The following is a 23720-nucleotide window of genomic DNA, read 5'->3' as shown; positions in this document are numbered from 1 at the left end:
AGTCAGCCCAGAGCCACCAGGGTGTCGCCGCGCTGCTCGAGCACCCGCGAGCCTGACACCGCCGGGATCACTGCCATATTGATCGGCTGCCGCTCCACTGGGATATAGCGGCTGGCCTCGCCGTTCACCGGGTCGTACACCCCCAGCGCGCCGGTGACCGGCACCAGCAGCTGACCGGCCATCATCACCCCCGGGCCGAGCGGGGCAGCGGTCTCACCGGCCGCGATCGTGTAGCGGGCGGTCAGAGTCGTCGCGTCCAACACCAGCAGCGCGTCACCGGTCCACCAGGTGATCAGGTTCCCGGTATTGGAGACCACCGACGACGCCGAGGGCGGGCCGGTCAACAGCGTGCTCGACACCGTGGTGCCGGTTTCGTCGACCACGTCGAGGCGCGGTTGCGGTGTCGGCAGGTACACCGCGGCGCGGTTCTGGGAGACCACTACCACCCGTGCGCCGGTGCCGGGGCGCACCCCGGATTCCTGAACCACCTGCTGTTGCGGCTCGTCGTCCTCCTTGCCGGGTCGCAGCAGGATCAGCTTCAGGTCGGCTTGGTTCGCGCAGGCCTCGAGCACCGCCACCGAGGACGAACTGGCTGCCGCAGATTCCAGGGTGCAGCCCGAGTGCAGGCCCCGGTTCACCGGCTTCACGCGGGCGTCGGTCTCGCCGTAGGCCATCATCCGGACCATGTCCGAGCGCCACATCTCCAGCCGGGTGTCGCCCGCCGACAGCACGGTGGTGCCGTCCGAGGACAGACGCACCGCCGGATCGGCGTAGCTGCTGCGGGCCGGGCCGCGGCGCCCGGTTGATCCCTCGATGGTGCTGACCTGACCGCAGCCCCGGTCGTCCCTGTAGACGGCGACTGCGTAGTGGTAAACCCATGTCACCCCGCACAGGTCGGTATCGCGCGAGTAACTCCACTGGACCTGACCCGTGCCGGGGTCGCGGCCCTGGACCTCGCGACCGTTGCCGGTGGCGATGGTGCCGCCCACCACCACGGGCACCCGGGCGGCCGGGCTGGGGGCCGTCCAGAGCTGGTGCAGCGCCGCCGGAACGTCCCGGGCCTGGGTAGCGGTGGGCGCAGCCGTCGCGGCCGGCCGACTGATGGTGGCCCGGGCGTCACTCGTCCACCAGATGAGCGAGGCGGCTACCGCGACGACGACCGCGATGGCCGCGGCGGCCGCAATGTCGGTCTTGGTGCGGCGCTCGGGTCGGACCACGGAAGTGAGTATGCCGTCAGTTGGTCACCGCGGCGGCATCCGCCGGCTTGCGACGACGCCGACGTCGGCGGGTACTGCTGGTCGCGCCGGCAGCAGGTGCCGCATCCTCGGACGGGGCATCGGCGGCGGGCGCGGTGTTTGCCTCGGGGTGGCCGGTGACCGGCTTGCCGCCGCGGGTGCGCTTGCGGCGGTCCGGGCGGCGCGCGGGGCGTTCGGAACTGCCGCTGCTGCTGGCCTCGCGACGCTTGACCGGGGCCTTGCGTGGCGTTCCCACGGTGCCACCGGCCTCGGCCGGGATGCCCAGTTCGGCGTACATGTGCGGCGAGTTGGAGTAGGTCTCGGCCGGGTCGGGGGAGCCCAGGCCCAGCGCCTTGTCGATCGTCGCCCAGCGTTCCAGCTCGTCCCAGTCGACCAGCGTGACCGCGATGCCGGTGCGACCGGCGCGGCCGGTGCGCCCGATGCGGTGGACGTACATCTTGTCGTCCTCGGGGCACTGGTAGTTGATGACGTGCGTGATGTCGTCGATGTCGATGCCGCGGGCGGCCACGTCGGTGGCGACCAACACGTTGATGTCGCCTGAGCGGAACGCCTTGAGCGCCTTCTCGCGCGCGATCTGCCCGAGGTCGCCGTGCACGGCTCCGACCGCGAAACCGCGTTCCTGCAGCTCGTCGGCGACCTTCTGAGCGGTCCGCTTGGTGCGGGTGAAGATCATCGTCGCGCCGCGATCGCGGGCCTGCAGGATCCGGGTGACCAGTTCCACCTTGTCCAGTGCGTGGGCGCGGTAGACGAACTGCTCGGTGGTGTCGTGCACCGCCAGCGAGTGCGGCGCCTCGGCGCGGATGTGGGTGGGCTGAACCATGAAGGTGCGGGCCAAGGTGATGATCGGGTCCGGCATCGTCGCCGAGAACAGCATCGACTGCCGGTCGGCGGGGATCTGGCGCAGGATGCGCTCGATGTCGGGAAGGAAGCCCAGGTCGAGCATCTCGTCGGCCTCGTCAAGCACCAGCACCGACAACCCGCCCAACTGCAGGTGCCCCTGCTGGCACAGGTCGAGGAGCCGGCCGGGGGTCCCCACCACGACGTCGACGCCCTTGTGCAGCGCTTCGATCTGCGGCTCGTAGGCGCGACCGCCGTAAATGGCAAGGACCGACAGCGGGCGCTCGACGCCGTCTTCGTTGGTCGCCTTGAGGTATTTGGCCGCGGTGGCCAGGTCATCGTTGACCTGCAGGCACAGCTCACGGGTCGGTACCACGACCAGGGCCCGCGGTGCGCCGGTCAGCGGCCGCGTCGCGGTCTCGGACGTGATGCGCTGCAGCAGCGGTACGCCGAAGCCGAAGGTCTTGCCCATGCCGGTGCGGGCCTGGCCGATGACGTCCTCGCCGGCGAGTGCGAGCGGGAGGGTGAGCTCCTGGATAGCAAATGGGGTTTCGATGCCCTTTTCGGCCAGTGCGCTGACGATTTCGTCGCGGACTCCAAGGCTGGCAAAGGTCAGTGGGGTAGTGCTTTTAAGTGCGGTCATACGCGGGGTGAGAGCCTTTCGGTGACAGTAATCGAGTTTGAGTCGGTACTTCGTCTGTGTCGCGGTTCGCGCGCACGATTTCCGACTCCGATTACGTCGCCGAGGCCCGCTGGAAAGATCGGGGCGGGCCAGTTGCGTGCACGCACATTTCTTTGGGCAGCAGCAGCACAGATTCAGCCACCACCTACAAGCATGGTACCTGGTCGCCCAGCGGGCACCCATGTTCCGTTAGTCCTGCCGACTAAAGTGTCACCATGCCTTCGCCATCCTCCGCTGACTCCTACGACGAGGCGGCCGATTCGCCCAGGCCACAACTGCCGGCGGATCATCCCGGCGTCAACGAACTGTTCGCGCTGCTCGCATATGGCGAGGTGGCAGCGTTCTACCGGTTGACCGAAGAGGCGCGGATGGCCCCGAATCTGCGTGGCCGGATCTCGATGGCCAGCATCGCCGCCGCCGAGATGAACCACTACGAGTTGCTGCGGGACGCCCTGGAACAACGTGGTGTGGACGTGGTGCCGGCGATGTCCAAGTACGTTTCGGCGCTGGAGAATTACCACCGGCTGACCACTCCGAGTACCTGGTTGGAAGCCTTGGTGAAGACGTATGTCGGTGACGCGCTGGCCGCCGACCTGTACCTGGAGATCGCCGACGGGTTGCCCGACGAGGTCGCCGACGTGGTGCGCGCGGCGCTGTCCGAGACGGGGCACTCCCAGTTCGTCGTCGCCGAAGTTCGGGCGGCGGTGACGTCCAGCGGCAAACAGCGCAGCCGGCTGGCGCTGTGGTCACGTCGGCTGCTCGGCGAAGCCATCACCCAGGCGCAGTTCCTGCTCGCCGACCACGACGAACTGGTGGATCTGGTGGTTTCCGGGACGGGCGGGCTGGGGCAGCTCGGCGCGTTCTTCGAACGGCTGCAGCACACCCACGACAGCCGGATGCGCGAACTGGGCCTGGCCTAGCGAGTGCAGGTCGCCAGGGCGGAGTTGGTGGTCGACGCCTTCACCAGCTGGCCCTGTGCGTTGACGATCGAGCAGTTCAGCTGCCCGTAGATGCTGGTGGCGATCACCGATTCGGTCTGCACGCCCGGGTTGAGTACGACGACCTTCGTCCAGGGCAGCGCGACGTTGAACTCGGTCACCGGGAAGCCGCGCGCATCGGTGTAGGCGATGTTGACCAGATCGAAGAGCTGCTTGGTGCCCGTCACGCTGTAGACGATGGCGCGTGGGTTGAGCGTCGCGCCCGGAGGGGCGGCCGTCGGGGCCGGGGCCGCGTTCGGAAGCCGGGTGGGCGGCACCGCCGTCTTGGTGGGCGCGTCGCCGGGCGCGATGGTGGTAACCGTCTCCGGGGGGAGCGCGGCGCGGGAGGAGGTCGGCGGGGCACTTGTGGTCGCGCTGGGTGGCGCACTCGATCGCGGCGACGTGACAGCGGTCCTGGGGGGCGGCACTCCGACGGTGGCCTTGGTGGTGGCGCTGTCGCCGCTGTTGATGATGACCGCGGTGGCGATGGCGCCGATGGCCACGACGGCGCCCAGGAGCAGGGCGATCGGACGCCAGCGGCGGTCGGCGGGCCAGGCCCATTCGTCTTCGGTTTCGAAGTCGGGCTCGTCCCAGCTGTCCGTCTCGGCATCGTCGTCGAAGTCCCGCGGGTAACTTTCCGCGCGAACTTCATCACCCGGGAACTCCTCGAGGTCTCGGACGATGTCGTAGAGGGTGTCACGGATGTTACTGATGGTGCCGATGTTAATGACGTCGGCGGTCTGGAACGGGGGTGCAGGAGGTGCCTAAACCGAATCGTGACGGGTTTGTTCACTAACCGCGAACTCCCGGTTCGGGGGCGGGGCGCTATGCGCGTCCGGACCGTCTATTAGCCTGCTGCACAGACGCCTGCGATGAAAACGCCAACGGAAGGGGCCCCCGTGGAGGTCAAGATCGGTATCACGGACAGTCCGCGCGAGCTGGTGTTCTCCAGTACGCAGACGCCCGCTGAGGTCGAAGAACTCGTCGGAGCCGCACTGCGCGACGACGCTGGTCTGCTGAGCCTGAATGACGAGCGCGGCCGGCGCTTCCTGATCAACTCGGCCAAGATCGCCTATGTCGAGATCGGTGTCGCGGACGCACGCCGGGTGGGATTCGGGGTCGGAGCCGAAGCCGTCGCCGCCAAAGCTGCCAAGGGCTAGGAACGGGCGAGCGGCACGTGCGACAGGCCGCCCCAGGCGAACTGCACGGTGCCCTCGACCGCGTCGGACTTCGAGATCGGGCGATCCGAGTCCAGCCAGTACCGGGCGCAGTCGACGCTCATGCCGACCAACCCGACCGCGATCATCCTGGCGCGGTGCGGGTCCAGGCCCGAGTCTTCGGCGATGAGCGCAAAGACGGCGTCGATGCACGATTCGGTGGCCGCCCGCACCTGTGCGGCGACCTCCGGCTCGGTGACGTAGTCGTTCTCGAAGATCAGCCGGTAGCCCTGGCTGTCGTGCTCGATGAAGTCGAAGAAGGCCTGCACCGCAGAGTGCAGCCGGCGCCGGTTGTCGGTGGTGCGGCCCAGCGCTTGCTGGACGCCGCTGACCAGGTTCTCCACGTGCCGATTGAGCACCGCCAGATACAGCTCCAGCTTGCTCGAAAAGTGTTGGTAGAGAACCGGCTTGCTCACCCCGGCGCGGTCGGCGATCTCGTCCATCCCGGCGGCGTGGTAGCCGCTCTCCACGAAGACGTCGCTGGCGACGGTCAGCAGCTGGCCGCGACGCTCGTCGCGCGGCAACCGGTTACCCCGGCGGTTGGAGACCGGAGCGCCTTCAATCGGCCGAACACCGTCGGCCGATCTGACGGCACGTCGCTGCACCGTCTTGGCTAGCTCGCTCATCGTCCTCAATCTGATCGCTTCGGCCGGCGACCGTTTAGCCCATTCCCCCCGGCCGCCCTTGTCTTGCCATGACCTTACTACCTGCGGACTCGCTGGGGTGTGAGGTCGATGTGAAGCAGGTCCGCGCGTTTTTCGGGCGCGCCAGGGCTGGTTGCCCGGAGCGACTGTGCCATCCTGGGGAAATGACGTCCCAGTGGCCGCCCCACGGTCCCGGTCGCGCGCCCGTGCTGCGTGACGACTGGCGTGAGCCGCTGCGCGCCCAGCGTGACCCACTCGGCCAGAGTGCCGGGCGGGTTCGCGCGGACCGGGACCGGCCGCGCCAATGGCGCAAGCAGACCTGGCTGGGACGATTCGTGTCCACCTACGGTTGGCGGGCCTACGCGCTGCCCCTGCTGACGGTGCTCACCCTGGTCGTCGTCTACCAGACGGTGACCGGGACGAGCACACCCAAGCCGGCTGCTCACGCGACGCACCAGGAACCGCCCACCATCGGGGCGGTGGGCACGTCGATCCTCGACACCCCGCCGCGCGGCCTGGTCGCCTTCGATGCGAACCTGCCGGCCGGAACGCTGCCCGACGGCGGGCCCTACACCGAGGCCGGGGACAAGACGTACCGTGTCATCCCCGGCACCACCCCGCAGATTGGTCAGGGCACCAGCAAGGTCTTCCGCTACACCATCGAGATCGAGAACGGTGTGGACCCGAACATGTACGGCGGCGACAACGCGTTCGCGCAGATGGTCGACATGACGCTGGCCAATCCCAAGGGCTGGACCCACAACCCGCAGTTCGCCTTCATCCGGATCGATAACGGCAAACCGGATTTTCGCATTTCGCTGGTCTCACCGGTGTCGGTGCGAGAAGGCTGCGGTTACGAATTCCGGCTCGAAACATCCTGCTACAACCCGTCTTTCGGCTCCGATCGGCAGTCGCGCGTCTTCATCAACGAGGCGCGCTGGATCCGCGGAGCGGTGCCGTTCGAGGGCGACATCGGCTCGTACCGGCAGTACGTGATCAACCATGAAGTGGGCCACGCCATCGGGTATGTGAAACACGAGCCGTGCGACCAGCAGGGCGCCCTGGCGCCGGTGATGATGCAGCAGACGTTCTCCACGTCCAATGACGACGGGGCGAAGTTCGACCCCGATCAGGTGAAGGCCGACGGCAAGACGTGCCGGTTCAATCCCTGGCCATTCCCCATCGCCTAGTTTCTCAGCGCGAGCAGACGCGAAGTCGCACTGTTTCGTGCCGAAAAGTGCGACTTCGCGTCTGCTCGCCGGCGTGGTGATCGCCTAACCTCGAGGGTGTGACGCCACCGCTGCCGCCGCTTGTAGAACCCGCCGCCACCCTCAGCCGTGAGGAGGTGGCCCGGTACAGCCGCCACCTGATCATTCCGGACCTGGGTGTGGACGGTCAGAAGCGGTTGAAGAATGCGCGCGTACTGGTGATCGGCGCGGGGGGTCTGGGATCGCCGACGCTGCTGTATCTGGCGGCCGCCGGCGTCGGCACCATCGGAATCGTCGACTTCGACATCGTCGACGAGTCCAACCTGCAGCGTCAGATCATCCACGGCACGGCCGATGTCGGACGGTCCAAGGCGCAGTCGGCGCGCGACTCGATCGTGTCGATCAATCCATTGATCGAGGTGCGGCTGCATGAGTTCCGGCTCGAGGCCGACAACGCGGTCGAGTTGTTCGGCGAGTACGACCTGATCCTCGACGGGACCGACAACTTCGCCACCCGGTACCTGGTCAACGACGCCGCGGTACTGGCCGGCAAGCCGTACGTGTGGGGCTCGATCTACCGGTTCGAGGGCCAGGCCTCGGTGTTCTGGGAGGACGCGCCGAACGGGCTGGGGCTGAACTACCGGGATCTGTATCCGGAGCCGCCGCCGCCGGGCATGGTGCCGTCGTGCGCCGAAGGTGGTGTGCTGGGCATCATTTGCGCCTCGATCGCGTCGGTCATGGGCACCGAGGCGATCAAGCTGATCACCGGGATCGGCGAGACGCTGCTGGGCCGCCTGATGATTTACGACGCGCTGGAAATGAGCTACCGCACCATCAGGATCCGCAAGGATCCGTCGACGCCGAAGATCACCGAATTGATCGATTACGAACAGTTCTGTGGCGTGGTCTCCGAGGACGCCGCGGCCGCGGCCAGCGGATCGACCATCACTCCGCAGGAGTTGCGCGCGATGATGGACGCCGGCAAGAAGCTGGCCCTGATCGACGTTCGCGAGCAGGTCGAGTGGGACATCGTGCACATCGACGGGGCGCAGCTCGTGCCCAAGGGGCTGATCATCTCCGGTGAGGGTTTGGCGCAGCTGCCGCAGGACCGGGTGGCTGTGCTGTACTGCAAGAGCGGGGTGCGCTCGGCGGAGGCGCTGGCCGCGGTGAAGCAGGCCGGATTCGCTGACGCGGTGCACCTGCAGGGCGGGATCCTGGCCTGGGCCGCGCAGATGCAGCCCGACATGGTCGTGTACTGACTCCGACGCGGCTCTGCCCTCGATTAGGCTGACCGCTGTGACTGACGAGCCGCCGCCCGAGCATGTACTGGCGGCGTTCGGTTTGACCGGAGTCCAGCCCGCGGCCCTCGGGGCCGCCTGGGAAGGCGGCTGGAGATGCGGCGAAGTGGTGTTGTCGATGGTGGCCGACAACGCCCGCGCCACCTGGTCGGCCCGGGTGCGGGAAACCTTGTTCGTCGACGGTGTGCGGCTGGCCCGCCCGGTCCGTTCCACCGACGGCCGCTACGTGGTGTCCGGGTGGCGGGCGGACACGTTCGTCGCGGGTGCCCCCGAGGCCCGGCACGACGAAGTCGTCTCGGCCGCGGTTCGCCTGCATGAGGCCACCGGCAAACTCGAGCGCCCGCGATTTCTGACCCAGGGACCCACCGCGCCGTGGGCCGACGTCGATGTCTTCATCGCCGCCGACCGCGCCGCGTGGGAGGAACGGCCCCTGCAGTCGGTGCCTCCCGGCGCACGGACGGCGCCGCCGTCTGCTGATGCCGAGCGTTCGGTCGAATTGATCAATCAGCTTGCGACGCTGCGCAAGCCGACCCGCAGTCCCAACCAACTGGTGCACGGAGACCTCTACGGGACCGTGCTTTTCGCCGGCACCGCACCCCCCGGCATCACCGACATCACCCCGTACTGGCGGCCGGCGTCGTGGGCGGCCGGCGTGGTGGTCGTCGACGCCCTGTCGTGGGGCGAGGCCGACGACGGCCTCATCGAACGGTGGAGTGCGTTGCCGGAGTGGTCACAGATGTTGTTGCGCGCGTTGATGTTCCGGCTGGCAGTCCATGCGCTGCACCCGCGGTCCACCGCCGAGGCGTTTCCGGGCCTGGCCCGCACCGCGGCAATGGTCAGGATGATTCTCTAGGCATCGAATTCGTGGCGGACCTCGCTCAGCGCGATCCGTCCGTCGACCGCCAGCACCCCCTCCGCGCGCAACAACTCCAGCTGCCGGGTGGTCAGATGCGCGGCGGGTCGCCCCGACGCCGTGATCACCCGGTGCCAGGGCAGGTCAGCGGAGTCGGTGCGCATGATCCAGCCGACGATCCGCGGACTGGAAAGCCCTGCCGCAGAGGCGATGTCGCCATAGGTGGACACTCGGCCGGACGGGATGGCCGCGACCAGCGAACGCACCCGCTCGATCTGCTCGTCGGTCACCGTGGCCATGGCTACCGTGCGTTCAACCGCTTACGTACCAGTGCGGCAACGTCATCTGGCTTGGCGTGCGGCACCATGTGGTCACATTCGTAATCCAGCAGCTCGAAATCATCACCCAGCCGTTCCCGCAGTCCCGCCACCAACTCCGCGCTGACATACGGCGGAGACGTCCGGGTCGCCCGTACCAGCGTCGTGGGCACCCCGGCCGGCGGCAGCACGACGTCACGCGCCAGCTCACTCCAGTAGGACATCATCGCTGGCAGGCTGATCCGCCAGCCGTACCGCCCATTGGGCAGCTGGATCAGGTGCTCATCGACATCGGCATCGAGCACCGCCGGATCCACGTCCGCCCACACCCCGCCGCCCTTCTCCTGGCGGGCCTCGGAGCGCTCGGCATAGTCGGGGGAGGCGAACATCGCCGCTGCGATCTCGGCCATCCACTGCCCGTCCAAGCCGATCGCCGGATCGAGCAGCAACAGCGACGACACCAGTTCGGGCCGGGCCGCCGCCAGATGCGTTGCCACCGCAGAACCGAACGAATGCCCCATCACCAGCGCCGGAGCGTCGGTCTCGGCCTCGAGCAGGGACGCAAGCGCGGCGACGTTGGCCTCGATGGTCCACGGTGCGGCCCATGACGACCGGCCGTGCCCGATCAGATCGGGCGCGGCCACGGTGATTTCGGGAACGTAGTCCGCGAAGTGCTGCCAGCGTTGACCGTGACCTGTCAAGCCGTGCAACGCCAGCAACTGGATCGGGCCGGACGGGCCGAAGCGGTGCACATGAAGGGTCACGCTTCGATGATGCCAGTCGGTGTCCGGCCTGGTCGCGGCGACTTGTCGGTGCCTGGTGATTGCATACGGGCTATGGCATTGCAGTGGGGTCGCGAGGCGGGCGAGGTTCTGCGGCCCGGTTCGCGTGGGCAGGTGCGCATCCTCGGTGGACCCGGGACCGGCAAGAGCGCCTTGCTCGTCGAGGCCGCGATCGCCCACATCGCCGCGGGGGTGACGCCGGAATCTGTTCTGCTGCTGAGTGGTTCGGGCCGGGTCGGGATGCGTGAGCGCAGCGCGCTGACGAGGGCGCTATTGGGATCGAGCCGGGCGGCGGCCGTACGTGAACCGCTGGTTCGCACGCTGCACAGCTACGCCTACGCCGTGCTGCGGCGCGCCGCGGAACGGGCCGGCGACCCGCCGCCGCGGCTGCTCACCAGCGCCGAACAAGATGCCATCATCCGGGAACTGCTGGCCGGTGACGCCGAGGACGGCGACCGTTGGCCCGAGCATCTGCTGCCCGCGCTGAGCACGGCGGGATTTGCCAACGAGCTGCGAAACCTGTTGGCGCGCTGCGCGGAACGCGGCCTCGACCCCCAGCAGCTGGAGCGGCTGGGACGACGCTGTGGGCGCCCGGAGTGGGCCGCGGCCGGTCGGTTCGCCGGGCAGTACGAACAGGTCATGCTGCTGCGCGCGGCCGTCGGTACGGCGGCGCCGCAGGCGACGGCGCCGGCCCTGGCCGCGGCCGAACTGGTCGGCGCCGCGCTGGAAAGCCTCGCGGTCGACCCTGAGTTGCTGGCCGCTGAACGTGCCCGGATCCGGGTGCTCCTGGTCGACGACGCCCAGCAACTCGATCCGCAGGCGGCGCAACTGGTTCGGGTGCTGGCGGCCGGCGCCGAAACAGCTCTGATCGCGGGCGACCCGAACCAGGCGGTCTTCGGCTTCCGGGGAGGTGAGCCGGACGCGCTGCTCGATGTCGACGGCCCCTCGGTGACCCTGACGGAGTCTCACCGCTGCGGGCCTGCCGTCGCCCGCGCAGTCAGCGGTATCGCCGGCCGACTTCCCGGCACCAGCGCCGGCAGGCGTATCGAGGGCACCGGAACCGAGCAGGGCGCCGTCACGGCGCGCCTGGCCGCATCGGCACATGCGGAGGCCGCGCTGATCGCCGACACCCTGCGGCGCGCGCATCTCATCGACGGCGTGCCGTGGTCGCAGATGGCGGTGGTCGTCCGGTCGGTGCCGCGCGCCGGCGCCCGGTTGCCGCGCGCCCTTGCCGCCGCCGGCGTCCCGGTCGCGCTACCCGCAACTGGCGGGTCGTTGTGCCGGGAACCGGCGGCCCGCACGCTGCTCACCGTCCTTGCCGCCACTGCCGACGGGCTGGACGGCGAACAGGCGCTGGCGCTGCTGTCCGGGCCGATCGGCAGGGTGGACCCGGTCGCATTGCGCCAGCTGCGCAGGGCTCTGCGGCGTGGTCGGCCGGACAGCTTCACCGACCTGCTGGTGGAGACGCTCACCGGGGACGAGCCACTGTCCGGCCCTCAGTCCAGTGCGTTGCGACGGGTACGCGCGGTGCTGGCCGCCGCCGCCCGGTGTCACCGCGACGGGCAAGACCCGCGCTACACACTGTGGGCGGCGTGGCACCGTAGTGGCCTGCAGCGGCGATGGCTGGCCGCGATCGAGCGCGGTGGCCCGGCGGCGGCCCAGGCCACCCGGGACCTCGAGGTGGTGACGGAGTTGTTCGACGTCACCGACGCCTATGTCTCGCGCACGTCGGGGGCGTCGCTGCGCGGACTCGTCGAGCATGTCGAAGCGCTGCAACTACCGCCCGCCAGCCGCGACGCTGGTTGCCAGACCCAGCAGGTGAAGGTGCTCAGCGCGCATGCGGCGCTGGGCCAGGAATGGGATGTGGTGGTCATCGCCGGTTTGCAGGAGGGATTGTGGCCCAACACAATTCCGCGCGGCGGCGTGCTGGCCACCCAGCGGCTTCTCGACGAACTCGACGGTGTCAGCGGTGATGCGTCGGTCCGGGCGCCGCTGCTGGCCGAGGAACGCCGGTTGTTGGTTGCCGCGATGGGCCGGGCCCGACACAAGCTGTTGGTGACGGCGGTCGACAGCGACACCGGTGGCAGCGGGGGAGAAGCCGCGTTGCCGTCGCCGTTCTTTTCCGAGATCGCTCAATTCGATGACGACGGAACGCTGGTGGCGCAACCGGTCAGCGCCCCGCGCTTGCTGTCGACCGCGGCGGTGGTCGGCCGGTTGCGGTCGGTGGTGTGTGCGCCCGACGGCGCGGTTGAGGACGACGCTCGCGCCTGTGCCGCAAGGCAATTGGCTCGCCTGGCCGAGGCCGGGGTGCCCGGCGCCGATCCTTCCGCATGGCACGGTTTGGTCCCGGTCAGCAGCAGTGCTCCGTTGTGCGGCAGCGACGACGTCGTCACTCTGACGCCGTCGACCCTGCAGACGCTGACCGACTGCCCGCTGCGCTGGCTGGCCGAGCGGCACGGCGGAACCAACCCACGCGAGCTGCGTTCGACGATCGGTTCGGTGGTGCACGCGCTGATCGCCGAACCAGGCAGGACGGAAGCGCAGCTGTTGGCCGACCTGGAGCGGGCGTGGCGGCACCTCCCGTTCGACGCTGACTGGCATTCGGCGAACGAACTGAACCGGCACCGCGCCATGATTGCCGCGTTCGTCGAGTGGCGTGCGCAGACGCGTGCCGAGCTGACCGAGGTCGGCGTCGAGATCGGCGTCGACGGCGTCCTGGACACACCACGCAGCGACGGCGGGCAGGTCCGGTTGCGCGGCCGGGTCGACCGTCTGGAACGCGACGCCGAAGGGCGACTGGTGATCGTCGATGTCAAGACCGGGAAGACGCCGGTCAGCAAGGACGACGCCCAGCAGCACGCGCAGCTGGCGATGTATCAACTCGCCGTCGCCGAAGGCATGATCGCCGCCTTCCAAACCGGACCAGACGAGCCCGGCGGCGCGCGGCTGGTCTATCCCGGCAAGACCGGTGTGTCCGGTGCCGCCCAACGCGAGCAGGATCCACTCACCCCGCAGGCCCGTGAGCACTGGCGCAACCTGATCAGACAGGCCGCTGAGGCGACCGCCGGCCCGGAGTTCATCGCCCGGCGCAACGACGGCTGTTCACACTGCCCGCTGCGGCAGTCGTGCCCCGCCCACGACGGGTGCGCCTCATGACTCCGCGCTACAGCCCGGCGCAATTAGCCGATGCGCTGGGCGTCTTCCCGCCCACCGAGGAGCAGGCCGCGGTGATCGCCGCACCGCCGGGTCCGCTGGTCGTCATTGCGGGCGCGGGAGCCGGAAAGACCGAGACCATGGCCGCGCGTGTCGTCTGGCTGGTCGCCAACGGCTATGCCGAGCCCGGCCAGGTGCTCGGATTGACCTTCACCCGCAAGGCCGCCGGCCAGCTGTTGCGCCGGGTGCGGTCGCGGCTCGCGCGCCTGTCCGGCGCGGGGGTGGGGCCGGGCGAAGGTACGCCGGCGGTCAGCACGTACCACGCCTTCGCCGGTTCGTTGTTGCGGGAATCCGGGCTGCTGCTGCCCGTGGAACCCGACACCAGGTTGCTCACCGAGACCGAACTGTGGCAGTTGGCATTCGATGTGGTCAACGGCTACCAGGGCCCGCTGGAGACCGAGAAGACCCCGGCCGCGGTCACTGCCCTGGTGCTGCGGCTGTGGGGCCAGCTCACCGAACATCTCGTCAGCACAGACCAGCTGCGCGACACTCACGTGGAGCTGGAAAGGCTGGTGCACACCCTGCCCGCCGGGCCGGGTCAGCGCGACCGCGGCCCCAACCAGTCGCTGCTGCGCATGCTGACCACCCAGACGCAGCGCGCCGAGCTGGTGCCCTTGCTGGATGCGCTGGCCGAACGCATGCGCGCGGAAAAGGTGATGGACTTCGGCATGCAGATGGCCTCGGCGGCGCGGCTTGCGGCGACGTGCCCGCAGGTGGGTAAGGACCTACGGAGCCGCTACCGGGTGGTGTTGCTCGATGAGTACCAGGACACCGGACATTCCCAGCGCATCGCTCTGTCGTCGCTGTTCGGTGGCGGGGTCGACGATGAGCTGGCGCTGACGGCAGTCGGCGACCCGATCCAGTCGATCTACGGCTGGCGCGGCGCCTCGGCGACCAACCTGCCGCGGTTCACCACCGATTTTCCGCTGTCCGACGGATCCCCCGCACCGACGCTGGAGTTGCGCACCAGCTGGCGCAATCCCCCCACGACCTTGCACCTGGCAAACGCCATATCCGCCGAGGCCCGGCGGCGCTCGGTCGCCGTGCGTCCGCTGCGCCCGCGACCGGACGCCCCGCCGGGCACGGTCCGTTGCGCGCTGCTGCCCGACGTGGAGGCCGAGCGGGACTGGATCGCCGACCATCTGCAGGAGCATTACCGTCGGGCGGACGACGAGGGGGTCGCCCCGCCGACGGCTGCGGTCCTGGTGCGCCGCAACGCCGACGCCGCTCCGATCGCCGATGCGCTGCGCGCCCGCGGACTGCCGGTGGAGGTCGTCGGGCTGGCGGGCCTGTTGTCGGTTCCGGAGGTCGCCGACGTCGTCGCAATGCTGCGCCTGGTCGCCGACCCGACCGCCGGTGCGGCCGCGGTGCGGGTGCTCAGCGGTGCGCGCTGGCGCCTCGGCGGCCGCGATATCGCCGCACTGTGGCGGCGCGCCCAGGATCTGGGCAGTGTTCAGCGCGCGAGCGAAACCCTCTCGGCCGAGTCGATCGCGCAAGCGGCCGGTCCCGACGCCGACGTCACCTGCCTGGCCGACGCCGTCTCCGACCCTGGCCCGTCCGAGGACTACTCGCCGGCCGGCTATCAGCGGATCACAGCCCTGGCCGCCGAACTGACCGCGCTGCGGGGGCACCTGGGCTACTCCCTGCCCGACCTGGTCGCCGAGGTGCGCCGTGTCCTGGGGGTCGACTGCGAGGTCCGGGCCGCCGCCACCGGGCAATGGTCGGGCGCCGAACATCTCGACGCCTTCGCCGATGAGGTCATCGGCTACGCCGAGCGGGCCGCGACGGTGGCCAAGGCCTCGGTAGCCGGCTTGCTCGCCTACCTGGACGTCGCCGCGGAGCGGGAGAACGGTCTGACACCCGCACAGCCGATCGCCGCCCGCGACCGCGTGCAGGTGCTCACGGTGCACGCCGCCAAGGGCCTGGAATGGCAGGTGGTGGCGGTGGCGCACCTGTCGGGTGGGACATTTCCCTCCCACGCGTCGCGAAGCAGCTGGCTCACCGATGCCGGCGAGCTGCCGCCGCTGCTGCGCGGTGATCGTGCCGCGGCCGGCGCGCTCGGCATCCCGGTCCTGGACGCTTCGGCCGTCACCAACCGAAAGCAGTTGTCGGACAAGATCTCCGAGCACCGCTCCCAGCTCGACCAGCGACGTGTCGATGAGGAACGCCGCCTGCTCTACGTCGGTGTCACCCGGGCTGAGGACACCCTGTTGGTATCCGGTCACCATTGGGGCGCCACCGGCATCAAGCCGCGCGGTCCGTCGGAGTTCCTCTGCGAACTCAAGGACATCATCGAAGAATCCGCACGATCCGGCCGGCCCTGCGGGGTCGTCGAGCAGTGGGCCCCGCCGCCAGCCGACGGCGAACGAAACCCGTTGCAGGACAATGTCATCGAAGCCGTCTGGCCCGTCGACCCGCTGTCGCGGAGGCGTGCCGACGTGGAGCGCGGTGCCAGGTTGGTCACCAACGCCGAGACCAGCGAGAGCGGCAGCACCGCCGACGTCGAAGGCTGGGCCGCCGATGTCGACGCACTGCTGGCCGAACGGGCACGCGCGGCGCAGCCTCCTGAGCCCGCGCTGCCGAGCCAGCTGTCGGTCAGTGGCCTGGTGGAACTGGCCCGCGACCCGGACGCGGCGGCCCAACGGCTGATCTATCGACTCCCGACTCGCCCGGATCCACATGCGTTGCTGGGCAACGCCTTTCACTCCTGGGTGCAACAGTTCTACGGAGCCGAGCTGCTGTTCGACCTGGGCGACCTGCCGGGCGCGGCGGACTCCGACGTGGGCGACCCGCAGGAGCTGGCCGCCCTGCAGCAGGCCTTCGCCGCATCACCGTGGGCGGCACGCACCCCGATCGCGGTCGAGGTGCCGTTCGAGATGCCGATGGGCGACACGGTGGTGCGCGGGCGCATCGACGCGGTGTTCGCCGACGCCGACGGGGGCGTCACCGTCGTGGACTGGAAGACCGGTGAGCCGCCGCGCGGCCTGCAAGCCAGGCGGCACGCCGCCGTCCAACTGGCGGTGTACCGGTTGGCGTGGGCGGCGCTGCAGGGTTGCCCCGAATCGATGGTGCGCACCGCCTTCTACTACGTCCGCAGCGGAACCACCGTCGTGCCCGATGAGCTGCCCGATGCCGACGAGTTGACCACCTTGCTCGTCGACTCCGGTCGCCCCAGTCCCGCCTGATCGTGGTTACATGACTCCCGTGGCGAAGGGGAGTTGGCGGCGGCTGCGGCGTCTCGATGAGAGGCTGACCGTCCAGCCCAGTTACGCGCTTGTCGGCGTGCTGCGCATCCCTCAGGGTCACGCCAGTCCCGCCCGCATCATCTCCCGCCGGATAACCATCGCCCTGGTGGCGCTGTTTGTCGGCGCCGTCACCGTTTACCTCGACCGCGACGGTTACCACGACGCGCGCGGTGAGAGCATCACCTTCTTGGACTGCCTGTATTACTCGGCGGTGACGTTGTCGACTACCGGCTACGGCGACATCACGCCGGTGTCGGAGTTCGCGCGGGCGACGAACGTTCTGATCATCACCCCGCTGCGCATCGCCTTCCTGATCTTGCTGGTCGGCACGACACTCGAGGTCGTCACCGAAACATCGCGGCAGGCTTTCAAGATCCAGCGTTGGAGGAGCAGAGTGCGCAACCACACCGTCGTCATCGGCTACGGCACCAAGGGCAAGACGGCCATCGGCGCCATGCTCAGTGACGAGGTGCCCCCCGCCGAGATCGTCGTCGTCGACACCGATCGGGCGGCTTTGGAGCGCGCCGCATCCGCCGGCCTGGTCACCGTCCACGGCGACGCCACCAAATCCGACGTGCTGCGACTGGCCGGCGCTCAGCACGCCGCGTCGATCATCGTGGCCGCCAACCGCGACGACACGGCGGTGCTGGTCACGCTGACCGCGCGGGAGATTTCTCCCAAGGCCAAGATCGTCGCCTCCATCCGGGAGGCCGAGAACCAGCATCTGCTGCAGCAATCCGGGGCCAACTCGGTGGTGGTGTCCTCGGAGACCGCCGGCCGGCTGCTCGGCCTGGCTACCACCACCCCCAGCGTCGTGCAGATGATCGAGGACCTGCTGACTCCGGACCAGGGTTTGGCCATCGCCGAACGCGAGGTGGAGCAGTCCGAGGTGGGTGGCTCGCCGCGGCATCTGCGCGACATCGTGCTCGGGGTGGTCCGCGGCGGGCAGTTGCTCCGCATCGGTGCCCCCGAAGTAGACGCCATCGAGGCCGGCGACCGGCTGCTCTACGTCCGCCACATCGCAGACGAACGGTAGGGGCGCACGTGGACTTCCGGCTGCGGGACGTTCCGCTGCTCTCGCGCGTCGGCGCCGATCGCGCCGACCAATTGCGCACCGACATCGACGCCGCCGCAGCCGGGTGGCCCGACGCGGCCCTGCTGCGCGTCGACGCCCGCAACCAGGTGCTGGCCGCCGACGGCAAAGTGGTGCTCGGGGCGGCGGCCGCGTTGGGCGACAAGCCGCCCCCAGAAGCGGTGTTCCTGGGGCGCGTGGAAGGCGGTCGCCACGTCTGGGCGATCCGGGGCCCGCTGCAGCCGCCCGATGACGGCGACGTCGAGGTGCTGGATCTGCGCAGGCTCGGAAAAATCATCGACGACACCAGCAGCCAACTGGTGTCCTCGGCGTTGGCGCTGCTCAACTGGCACGACAGCGCCCGATTCAGCCCGGTCGACGGCACGCCCACCAAATCGGCCCGCGCCGGCTGGGCGCGGGTCAACCCGCTCACCGGCCACGAAGAATTTCCCCGCATCGACCCGGCGGTGATCTGCCTGGTCCACGACGGCGGCGACCGTGCGGTGCTGGCCCGCCAGGCGGTCTGGCCGCAGCGGATGTTCTCGCTACTGGCCGGATTCGTCGAGGCCGGCGAATCGTTCGAAGTCTGCGTCGCCCGCGAGATCCGCGAGGAGATCGGCCTGACCGTGCGCGACGTGCGCTACCTCGGTAGCCAGCCCTGGCCGTTCCCGCGCTCGCTGATGGTCGGGTTCCACGCCCTGGGCGATCCGGACGAACCGTTTGCGTTCAACGACGGCGAGATCACCGAGGCGGCCTGGTTCACCCGCGACGAGATCCGCGCGGCCTTGGACGCCGGCGACTGGTCCAGCACGTCGGACTCGAAACTGCTACTGCCCGGGTCGATTTCGATCGCCAGGGTGATCATCGAATCCTGGGCCGCGAACGACTGAACGGCTATTTGATCCGGTCGCAGATGTTGTCCAGGATCGTGCTGGCGATTCGCTCCGCGGGCTCGATGCCCAACACCCCGACCGACATCAACACCGACTTACGGGCCCGGTACTGATGGCTCCACCCGCTGTCGGTGATCCGCAGACTCAGTGGGTCCGGCTTGTCCAGCTTGAAGTCGTACCTCGGGTCATGCAGCGCCACGCACGCATTCAGCGAGGCTTCCAGCTGATCCAGCGCGGAGCGGGCCGCCTGCGCGTCGGGGTAGATCGCGACGGCCTGACTGACCGAGTCCTTCATGGTGCGGCCACCCGGGTCGAGGTCGTCGGTCACGCCGCTGTAGCCCGCGCTGCGAAACTCGGTCCAGCCGCTGGCGAAGGTGAGATCGCTGGTGCCGGCAGCCCGGCAGGGCCCGGGTGCGTTGACGTCACCGGCCGGCGGGTGATTGAGGTTCGCGTGCGCGTGCGTGGTGAGCTCTTCGTAGTTGGCGATGCGGCGCACGTCTTCGACGCTGACGATCAACGCGTCGACCCCGGTGGCCGCCGAGGTGCTCGGAGCCGCTGCCGGAGTGTTGCGGTGCGAGCAGGCGGTCAGCGCGGCGAGCGCGCAGACCACGACAATGAACCGCCGGACCAGCGCCCCTGCCATGGTCCTCATCGTAAGGGCGAGCGCACCCGGGAGTCGGCACAAATTGCCGCTCCCGTGTCGGAGGCAGCGTCGTCTCAGGTCAGCCGGCCAGCTTCGCCTTGACCTCGCCCGCGCTCGGATTGGTCATCGTCGACCCGTCGGCGAACTTCACGGTCGGCACCGTCCGGTTGCCGCCGTTGACGGAGCTGACGAATTCCGCGGCCGCAGAATCCTGTTCGATGTCGACCTCGTCGTAGGCGATGCCCTGAGCCTTGAGCGCCGTCTTGAGCCGGAAGCAGTAGCCACACCAGCTGGTGGTGTACATGGTCAGCGCAGCATTGGTCATGACTCGATAACGTAGCCCGCCGATGAACCATTCCAGCCTCGGCCCGCCGACGACCCGCGACACGCCCGGTTTGTCGGCGGGCACTGCCAAGATGGACGGCATGCCGGTGATGGCCGATCCCTTGATTGCAGGGCTGGACGACGAGCAGCGCGAAGCCGTGCTGGCCCCGCGCGGCCCCGTCTGCGTGCTGGCCGGCGCCGGCACCGGCAAGACACGCACCATCACCCACCGAATCGCCCAGCTCGTCGCCAGTGGTCACGTCGCCGCCGGTCAGGTGCTGGCCGTCACTTTCACGCAGCGCGCGGCGGGTGAGATGCGCTCGCGGCTGCGGGCGCTGGACGCGGCAGCGCAGAACGGCTCGCGCGTCGGCACCGTGCAGGCGCTCACCTTCCACGCCGCCGCCCACCGCCAGCTGCGCTACTTCTGGCCCCGGGTGGTCGGCAGCACCCGCTGGGAACTGCTCGATACCAAGTTCGCGGTCGTCGCCCGCGCGGCCAGCCGGTGCCGGTTCAACGTCAGCACCGACGACGTGCGCGATCTGGCCGGCGAGATCGAATGGGCCAAGGCATCGCTGATCACCCCCGAGCAGTACGCGGGGGCGGTGGCCGGCGTGGGCCGGGACACCCCCCTGGATGCCGAGAAGGTGGTGGCCGTCTATACGGCCTACGAGGCGCTCAAGGTCCGTGACGAGGAAGTCACGCTGCTCGACTTCGACGACCTGCTGCTGCACACGGCCGCGGCGATCGAGAACGACGCCGCGGTGGCCGCCGAATTCCGCGACCGGTACCGCTGCTTCGTGGTGGACGAGTACCAGGACGTCACCCCGCTGCAGCAGCGGGTGCTGTCGGCCTGGCTCGGCGATCGTGACGACCTGACCGTCGTCGGCGACGCCAATCAGACCATCTACTCGTTCACCGGCGCCTCGCCCCGCTTTCTGCTGGACTTCTCGCGGCGCTTCCCGGACGCGACGGTGGTCCGGCTGGAACGCGACTACCGCTCCACCCCGCAGGTCGTCTCGCTGGCCAACCAGGTGATCGCCGCCGCCCGGGGCCGCGTCGCGGGCAGCAAGCTGCAGCTGATCGGTCAGCGCGAGCCCGGCCCGGCGCCGTCGTTCCGGGAGCATCCTGACGAGCACACCGAGGCCGCCGCGGTCGCGGCCTCGATTGCTCAGCTCATCGAAAACGGCACTGCGGCATCGGAAATCGCGATCCTGTATCGGGTCAACGCACAGTCCGAGGTCTATGAGGAGGCGTTGACCGAGGCCGGCATCGCCTACCAGGTGCGCGGCGGAGAGGGTTTCTTCAATCGCCAGGAGATCAAGCAGGCCCTGCTCGCACTGCAGCGTGCGGCAGACCGTGGCGCCGAAGGCGCCCTGCCGGAGGTGGTTCGCGAGGTGCTCGAGCCACTCGGGCTCACGACCGAACCGCCTGCCGGAACCAAGGCCCGCGACCGCTGGGAAGCGCTGACCGCGCTGGCCGAACTGGTCGACGACGAGATATCCCAGCGCCCCGGGCTGGAGTTGCCGGGCCTGGTGGCCGAGTTGCGGTTGCGCGCCGACTCCCGGCACCCACCCGTGGTGCAGGGGGTAACACTGGCGTCACTGCACGCGGCGAAGGGTCTCGAGTGGGACGCCGTGTTCCTGGTCGGCCTGGCCGATGGCACGCTGCCCATTTCGCATGCGTTGGCGCACGGCCCCGACAGCGAGCCGGTCGAGGAGGAGCGTCGACTGCTCTACGTCGGAATAACAAGGGCCAGAGTGCATTTGGCGCTCAGTTGGGCGTTGGCGAGGTCTCAGAGCGGCCGTCAGAGCCGCAAGCCGTCCCGGTTCCTCAACGGCATCGCCCCGCAGACCCGGGTGGAGGCGGCGCCCGGCAAGTCGCGCCGCAACAAGGGCCCGGCGCGCTGCCGGGTCTGCAACAAGGACCTCTCCACGCCGGCGGCCATCATGCTGCGGCGATGCGAAAGCTGCGCAGGCGACGTCGACGAGGATCTGTTGCTGCAGCTCAAAGACTGGCGGTTGAACGCCGCCAAAGAGCAGAACGTGCCTGCCTACATCGTCTTCAGCGACAACACCCTGATTGCGATCGCCGAGCTACGGCCGACCGACGAAGCGTCCCTGATCGCCATCCCGGGCATCGGGGCGCGCAAGCTCGAACAGTACGGGCCCGAGGTGCTCGAACTGATCCGCTCACGGCGCTGAAACCGCATTTGCGCAGGTCAGAAAATCGGTTGTGGCCTCCGGGTGTTAGCATTTATTCTCGTAACCGCACTTTGCTGGCCGTCAGTAGCGAATAGGAAGGAGGGTGGCTCCCGATGATCAAAGTCAATTTGTCCGGCGTACGCGCCGCCGCCCGCCATGCCGCCGCTACACCGGCGGCCGCGGGCAAGCACCGTGTCGCCGCCGCGACTGAAGCGTCCGTGAGGCTCTACGTGAAGACGTAACCAGCCGAGTTTCGCCTAATGGCCACGGACCCGAAGTCACCAGGATCCGTGGCCATAGTTGTCTCAGCAGACGACTTCCCGGTCCGGATCACAAGGACAGCCAACCGACCAGGAAGCAGGTGACAAGGACATGTCGGCATCGACAGTCCCTATACGGAAGCAGCCGGCGCTGCCGTGTCACGCCGGTGATCCCGACCTATGGTTCGCCGAAACCCCCGCCGACCTCGAACGTGCCAAGAGGTTGTGCGTGCAGTGCCCGGTGCGGCGCCAGTGCCTAGCCGCGGCGCTCGAACGGGCCGAGCCGTGGGGTGTGTGGGGCGGCGAGATCTTCGAGCGCGGTTCCGTTGTCGGTCGTAAGCGTCCGCGTGGGCGGCCCCGCAAAGAGGCTGCCTGACAAGCGCTTACACGACAACGGCATCCGGCTCGGCGAAGCCGGGGATCAGCTCCTCCGACAGTGCCTTGATCGGGACGTGCGCATCCAGCTGGCACAGGATCGCGGCCACCGATGCGATCACCCGCATCGGGATCGCCAGCTTGGGCGGCAGGTCCATCTGCCGCGCCGTCTTGATCTGGGCCACGGAGCGGTCGAACTGGCTCACCGTCATCCGCTGCAGCCACTTGCGGGTGTAGTGGAACACGTCGACCTCGATCGGTTCGACGTACTGGCGCAGCATCTCGTCGATCTCGCGGACCGACACCTGCTGACCCTTCTGGATGAACCCGACCTTCTCCATGGTCGGCAGCAGCAGGTCGTAGTTCTTGTCCCGGGCCAACCGGATGGTCATGCCGAGCTCGATGGGGTAGCCGCCGGGCAACGGCGCGACGGCGCCGAAGTCGATGACGCCCATCCGCCCGTCGGGCAGCAGCATGAAGTTGCCCGGGTGGGCGTCGCCGTGCAGCATCTCCAGCCGGCGTGGTGCGTCAAAGGTGAGTTCCAGCAGCCGATTGCCGATCAGGTCGCGCTCTTCGGGGGTGCCGTGCCGGATGATCTCGGCCATGTGCTTGCCGTCGATCCACTCCTGGATCACCACCTTCGGCGCACTGGCCACCACGTGCGGCACCGCGAAGTGCGGATGACCCTCGTACGCCTTGGCGAACTTGCGCTGGTTGTCGGCTTCCAGCCGGTAGTCCAGCTCCATCTCGGTGCGCTCGATCAGCTCGTCGACCACACCCTGTATGTCGGCGCCGGGGGAGAGCTGCTTGAACACCCCGACCATGCGTTGCATCGTCTTGAGGTCGGCCCGCAGCGCCTCGTCGGCGCCGGGGTACTGGATCTTCACGGCCACCTCGCGGCCGTCGGACCAGACCGCCTTGTGCACCTGGCCGATGCTGGCCGAGGCGACCGGGGTGTCGTTGAACGACGTGAAGCGTTCCCGCCACTTGGTGCCCAGCTGGGCGTCGAGAACCCGGTGCACCTTGGCGGCGGGCAGCGGCGGAGCATCCTTCTGCAGCTTGGTCAGCGCTTCGCGGTACGGCTCACCGAACTGCTCAGGGATGGCCGCTTCCATTACCGACAGTGCCTGGCCGACCTTCATCGCGCCGCCCTTGAGCTCGCCCAGAACGGTGAACAGCTGGTTGGCGGCCTTCTCCATCAGCTCGGCGTTGACTTCGTCCTTCGACTTACCGGTCAGCCGCTTGCCGAAGCCGAGAGCCGCCCGTCCGGCCATGCCGACCGGCAGGCTGGCGAGCTTTGCATTGCGGGCTGCACGGCCGCGCTTGATCTCTGACACATACCCATCATCCACGACGCCCTGCGCATCGTCTGCACCGAATTGGGTCGTCGTTCTTTTCGTATATGTACTCTCGTCGGGTCGCG

General features: G+C 68.9%; 21 protein-coding genes. 12 read left to right on the top strand and 9 right to left on the bottom strand.

Features of this window, described 5'->3' with window-relative positions; translation table 11 throughout:
- Positions 1–2 precede the first annotated feature (2 nt).
- Together ACNQS7_RS12845 and ACNQS7_RS12840 are read right to left on the bottom strand one after the other, a co-directional pair.
- The gene (locus tag ACNQS7_RS12845; protein ID WP_418012836.1) at positions 3–1217 is read right to left on the bottom strand and encodes a hypothetical protein; all 1215 of its coding nucleotides are present in this window, start codon (positions 1215–1217) and stop codon (positions 3–5) included.
- Positions 1218–1233: 16 nt separating this feature from the next.
- The gene (locus ACNQS7_RS12840; RefSeq protein WP_418012835.1) at positions 1234–2736 is read right to left on the bottom strand and encodes a DEAD/DEAH box helicase; all 1503 of its coding nucleotides are present in this window, start codon (positions 2734–2736) and stop codon (positions 1234–1236) included.
- A gap of 254 nt (positions 2737–2990) precedes the next feature.
- Between ACNQS7_RS12840 and ACNQS7_RS12835 the strand changes: the two genes are divergently transcribed.
- Entirely contained in the window at positions 2991–3695 is a 705-nt protein-coding gene (locus tag ACNQS7_RS12835; RefSeq protein ID WP_055577347.1) for a ferritin-like fold-containing protein, read from the top strand.
- On the opposite strand, the gene ACNQS7_RS12830 is transcribed toward ACNQS7_RS12835, so the two are convergent.
- Complete coding sequence (locus ACNQS7_RS12830) at positions 3692–4435, bottom strand: MmpS family transport accessory protein (protein WP_418015973.1); 744 nt, start codon at positions 4433–4435, stop codon at positions 3692–3694. The genes ACNQS7_RS12835 and ACNQS7_RS12830 overlap by 4 nt on opposite strands.
- A 216-nt stretch (positions 4436–4651) precedes the next feature.
- Between ACNQS7_RS12830 and ACNQS7_RS12825 the strand changes: the two genes are divergently transcribed.
- A complete protein-coding gene (locus ACNQS7_RS12825) occupies positions 4652–4912 on the top strand; it encodes a DUF3107 domain-containing protein (RefSeq protein ID WP_055577349.1) in 261 nt (86 codons plus the stop codon).
- On the opposite strand, the gene ACNQS7_RS12820 is transcribed toward ACNQS7_RS12825, so the two are convergent.
- Positions 4909–5595 (bottom strand): TetR/AcrR family transcriptional regulator, encoded by a 687-nt coding sequence (locus ACNQS7_RS12820; protein ID WP_055577350.1) that lies wholly within the window; start codon positions 5593–5595, stop codon positions 4909–4911. The genes ACNQS7_RS12825 and ACNQS7_RS12820 overlap by 4 nt on opposite strands.
- Before the next feature lie 182 nt (positions 5596–5777).
- Between ACNQS7_RS12820 and ACNQS7_RS12815 the strand changes: the two genes are divergently transcribed.
- From ACNQS7_RS12815 to ACNQS7_RS12805, 3 genes are all read left to right on the top strand, one after another.
- Complete coding sequence (locus ACNQS7_RS12815) at positions 5778–6803, top strand: DUF3152 domain-containing protein (RefSeq protein ID WP_418012834.1); 1026 nt, start codon at positions 5778–5780, stop codon at positions 6801–6803.
- A 98-nt stretch (positions 6804–6901) separates the two neighbouring features.
- Entirely contained in the window at positions 6902–8080 is a 1179-nt protein-coding gene (gene moeZ / locus ACNQS7_RS12810) for an adenylyltransferase/sulfurtransferase MoeZ (protein ID WP_418012833.1), read from the top strand.
- A 37-nt stretch (positions 8081–8117) separates the two neighbouring features.
- Positions 8118–8972: a TIGR02569 family protein gene (locus ACNQS7_RS12805; RefSeq protein WP_055577353.1), complete on the top strand. Its 855-nt coding sequence runs from the start codon at positions 8118–8120 to the stop codon at positions 8970–8972.
- On the opposite strand, the gene ACNQS7_RS12800 is transcribed toward ACNQS7_RS12805, so the two are convergent.
- Positions 8969–9271, bottom strand: coding sequence for an MGMT family protein (locus ACNQS7_RS12800; RefSeq protein ID WP_418012832.1), 303 nt, complete (start codon positions 9269–9271; stop codon positions 8969–8971). The genes ACNQS7_RS12805 and ACNQS7_RS12800 overlap by 4 nt on opposite strands.
- Before the next feature lie 2 nt (positions 9272–9273).
- Positions 9274–10053, bottom strand: a complete 780-nt coding sequence (locus ACNQS7_RS12795) for an alpha/beta fold hydrolase (RefSeq protein ID WP_418012831.1) — start codon at positions 10051–10053, stop codon at positions 9274–9276.
- A gap of 72 nt (positions 10054–10125) precedes the next feature.
- Between ACNQS7_RS12795 and ACNQS7_RS12790 the strand changes: the two genes are divergently transcribed.
- The 4 genes from ACNQS7_RS12790 to nudC are packed head-to-tail and all read left to right on the top strand — an operon-like array spanning position 10126 to position 18491.
- The gene (locus tag ACNQS7_RS12790; RefSeq protein ID WP_418012830.1) at positions 10126–13227 is read left to right on the top strand and encodes an ATP-dependent helicase; all 3102 of its coding nucleotides are present in this window, start codon (positions 10126–10128) and stop codon (positions 13225–13227) included.
- The gene (locus tag ACNQS7_RS12785; protein WP_418012829.1) at positions 13224–16469 is read left to right on the top strand and encodes an ATP-dependent helicase; all 3246 of its coding nucleotides are present in this window, start codon (positions 13224–13226) and stop codon (positions 16467–16469) included. Before ACNQS7_RS12790 ends, ACNQS7_RS12785 begins: the two co-directional genes overlap by 4 nt.
- Before the next feature lie 10 nt (positions 16470–16479).
- Positions 16480–17565 carry a potassium channel family protein gene (locus tag ACNQS7_RS12780; RefSeq protein ID WP_310784492.1) on the top strand — a complete coding sequence of 362 codons (1086 nt, stop codon included), beginning with the start codon at positions 16480–16482 and terminating at the stop codon, positions 17563–17565.
- An 8-nt stretch (positions 17566–17573) separates the two neighbouring features.
- A complete protein-coding gene (nudC, locus tag ACNQS7_RS12775; RefSeq protein ID WP_418012828.1) occupies positions 17574–18491 on the top strand; it encodes an NAD(+) diphosphatase in 918 nt (305 codons plus the stop codon).
- Positions 18492–18495: 4 nt separating this feature from the next.
- Here nudC and ACNQS7_RS12770 read toward each other — a convergent pair whose 3' ends face one another.
- Positions 18496–19137, bottom strand: coding sequence for a sensor domain-containing protein (locus ACNQS7_RS12770; RefSeq protein WP_418012827.1), 642 nt, complete (start codon positions 19135–19137; stop codon positions 18496–18498).
- 79 nt (positions 19138–19216) lie between these two features.
- On the bottom strand, positions 19217–19462 hold the full coding sequence (gene mrx1 / locus ACNQS7_RS12765; RefSeq protein ID WP_055577379.1) for a mycoredoxin Mrx1: 246 nt from the start codon (positions 19460–19462) through the stop codon (positions 19217–19219).
- A 100-nt stretch (positions 19463–19562) separates the two neighbouring features.
- On the opposite strand from mrx1, the gene ACNQS7_RS12760 reads away from it, so the two are divergent.
- The 3 genes from ACNQS7_RS12760 (at position 19563) to ACNQS7_RS12750 (ending at position 22298) form a co-directional block, all read left to right on the top strand.
- Positions 19563–21662 (top strand): ATP-dependent DNA helicase UvrD2, encoded by a 2100-nt coding sequence (locus ACNQS7_RS12760; RefSeq protein WP_418015972.1) that lies wholly within the window; start codon positions 19563–19565, stop codon positions 21660–21662.
- A 113-nt stretch (positions 21663–21775) separates the two neighbouring features.
- Positions 21776–21904: a hypothetical protein gene (locus tag ACNQS7_RS12755; protein ID WP_269435170.1), complete on the top strand. Its 129-nt coding sequence runs from the start codon at positions 21776–21778 to the stop codon at positions 21902–21904.
- A 130-nt stretch (positions 21905–22034) separates the two neighbouring features.
- A complete protein-coding gene (locus tag ACNQS7_RS12750; protein ID WP_418012826.1) occupies positions 22035–22298 on the top strand; it encodes a WhiB family transcriptional regulator in 264 nt (87 codons plus the stop codon).
- Positions 22299–22305: 7 nt separating this feature from the next.
- Here ACNQS7_RS12750 and ACNQS7_RS12745 read toward each other — a convergent pair whose 3' ends face one another.
- A complete protein-coding gene (locus tag ACNQS7_RS12745) occupies positions 22306–23649 on the bottom strand; it encodes an ABC1 kinase family protein (RefSeq protein WP_418012825.1) in 1344 nt (447 codons plus the stop codon).
- Positions 23650–23720: the final 71 nt, after the last annotated feature.

Origin of the sequence: Mycobacterium sp. 23 (genome assembly GCF_048287075.1) — a bacterium.
In the GTDB taxonomy this organism is placed as follows: Bacteria; Actinomycetota; Actinomycetes; order Mycobacteriales; family Mycobacteriaceae; genus Mycobacterium; species Mycobacterium gordonae_B.
The sequence above is the reverse complement of the archived record's forward strand: the minus strand, read 5'-3'. Positions and strand labels throughout refer to the sequence as shown.